Annotated in this window: 2 protein-coding genes; both read right to left on the bottom strand. The window is 40.7% G+C overall.

Annotated features, from left to right (window positions below; all coding sequences use genetic code 11):
- Positions 1-302 precede the first annotated feature (302 nt).
- Positions 303-1,085, bottom strand: coding sequence for a M15 family metallopeptidase (locus KTHG_RS12660; RefSeq protein WP_139994006.1), 783 nt, complete (start codon positions 1,083-1,085; stop codon positions 303-305).
- Positions 1,086-1,214: 129 nt separating this feature from the next.
- A complete protein-coding gene (locus tag KTHG_RS12655) occupies positions 1,215-1,961 on the bottom strand; it encodes a GNAT family N-acetyltransferase (RefSeq protein ID WP_139994005.1) in 747 nt (248 codons plus the stop codon).
- Positions 1,962-2,117 lie beyond the last annotated feature (156 nt).

Below are 2,117 nucleotides of genomic sequence, written 5' to 3'. Positions count from 1 at the left end.
CCATTCGCTTTTTTTGAATAAATAAAAGGACTGGCTCAAAAACGCCAGTCCGTGTAGCACCTAATGATGCAATCAATTGAAACTTCTATTTTTGTTACGTGATGTTGCTTAAATAACTTTATTTACTTACACAATGTTAACGGCTTGGTTAAGTCCCGCAACATGTGTCTACGATCGAGACATAACACATTCTCGATACGACGCCTTACTTGTTCGTGTTGCTTGTATAGCGTGGTATGGGATTGCATCATTATTAGTTCTACTGTTCCCCGATAAAATAAAGATAAACCACTTTTTTTAAATTAATTTAAATTATTTGTGATTATTTTTCCACCGCGATTATCCCTTGAGACTGAAAAGCTTGTCACATCAGGGATTTCAGCCGTTTTTTCATTCGTTGTATATTGTACAAAATAAGTAGTATTGTTGATTTTTTTTATGTAGCTTCCTTGTTCTTCGATATACATTAAATATTCTTCAAACGTCAGCTCCTTGTCAAACATCACCTGACTATGCGGTAGCCCCACATAGCGAAAATGCCATGGCTCATAGGCAATTCCTGTAATTCCTTCTTTTCCTAATGGATAGCGTAAAATAAAGCCATGTTCATGTGCATGCTCCGCGAGCCATTGCCCCTCCTCTGTAGCATCCATTGTTCCCTGTGTGGAGCCAATATCAAGTGATAAACCCGTTTGATGCTCACTATGACCGCGCTGCTGTGCATAAGTAGCGCCTTTTGCTTCAAAGAGCTTTTGCTGTGCCACCCCGCTTCGATACGCACTATTTATCGTAAAATGCGTAATCCCCACGTCCGCCGCCGCTTTTAATAACTGCAAAAGTGGCTGTAGTACGTTGTTTTGGACATAATAACCATCTTTAACCTGTAGATTGGATGCACTATTTTGAGGGATTTTCACAAGATTCGTTGGGTCCTGCTTTAGGGCATAGTCGTCATTCACAAGAGTGAGCGAATCATTTATATGCTCCTGTAGTGAGATAGTTGTCGTTAACTCTGGTGCGCAATTACTCAGCGTATACCAACCAATGATTAAAGTAATTAAAAGAATCCCAATGATTTTTTTCATATATGTCAATCTCCTTTACTATTGTCAGTGTAAAGAAGAAAAATAAAGAAATGGCTAGTAGAAATCTTAAGAAATGATGAAGCTGCGATTGTACATCTACAAAAAAACTGCCCATTTATTGGACAGTTTCTACTTCCTTACATAAATTGCGTAAGGCTTTCTCGTCGTAAATCCGATTTTCTCCGCTAAGACAATCGAGGCGGTATTCCTTACATCACAGTCCCAGTGAGGCGTGATGTTCTGCGCTAAGCAATGATCGATAAAAGCCATCGCTAGTTGCTTGGCAATGCCTTTGCTGCGGTAATCAGGGTGCGTGAAAATATCGACCTCCGCCGCAGTAGTGGACTGAAAAATGGCAGTTGCCTCCCCAACGATTTGTTCCTCGTCCATCATACAAAAGCCACTGCCATGTGCTAAAAACTGTGACACGCTTCCCCAATATTCTTCGTAATAGACTTGTGGGAATTCCGTTGACATCATAATGGTTTTGGCATCAATGCGCTGTATAGGATATGCAGTGTGCAAGCGAGGTAATGCTTGATAGACCGCTGTATCGAGTGAATAGGCATAGCGTGGTATTTTACGAAGCGGAGCCGCATCTAGTCGTTGTTGCCAACTCGTATCTGTCACAAATAGCGTAAAACGTCCATCGCCCGTCATACAGCGCTGTAAAAAGGCGTATAGTTCCTCTTCAACAGGCCCTGTCACGAAATAAAGTCCGGAATCCGTGCGAATCACATAGCTTTGCTTCACGCAAAAAATAGCGCCAGGAATCGTACGCTCTACTACACTACTAACAAATGCAGGTGAACCAGAGAAATTATGGGCTCTATTGGACGATTTAAAAAAAGTTTGTTGTAACTTGATAGTTTTCATACGTTTCTCCGTTCTTTTTACAGTTGATTATAACATAACACGTTTTCTCGGATTGTTTTATCTACTTTTGGGTATAGATTGTAAAAGGAGGCTCTAGAATGAGATTATATATTGCAATGTGGATTGGTATTGGAGCGATGGTCATCGTTAATGCCC

This window comes from Kurthia sp. Dielmo (assembly GCF_000307285.2).
Classification (GTDB): domain Bacteria; phylum Bacillota; class Bacilli; order Bacillales_A; family Planococcaceae; genus Kurthia; species Kurthia populi.
Note: the sequence above shows the minus strand (reverse complement) of the source record. Positions and strands in the feature narration are given on the sequence as shown.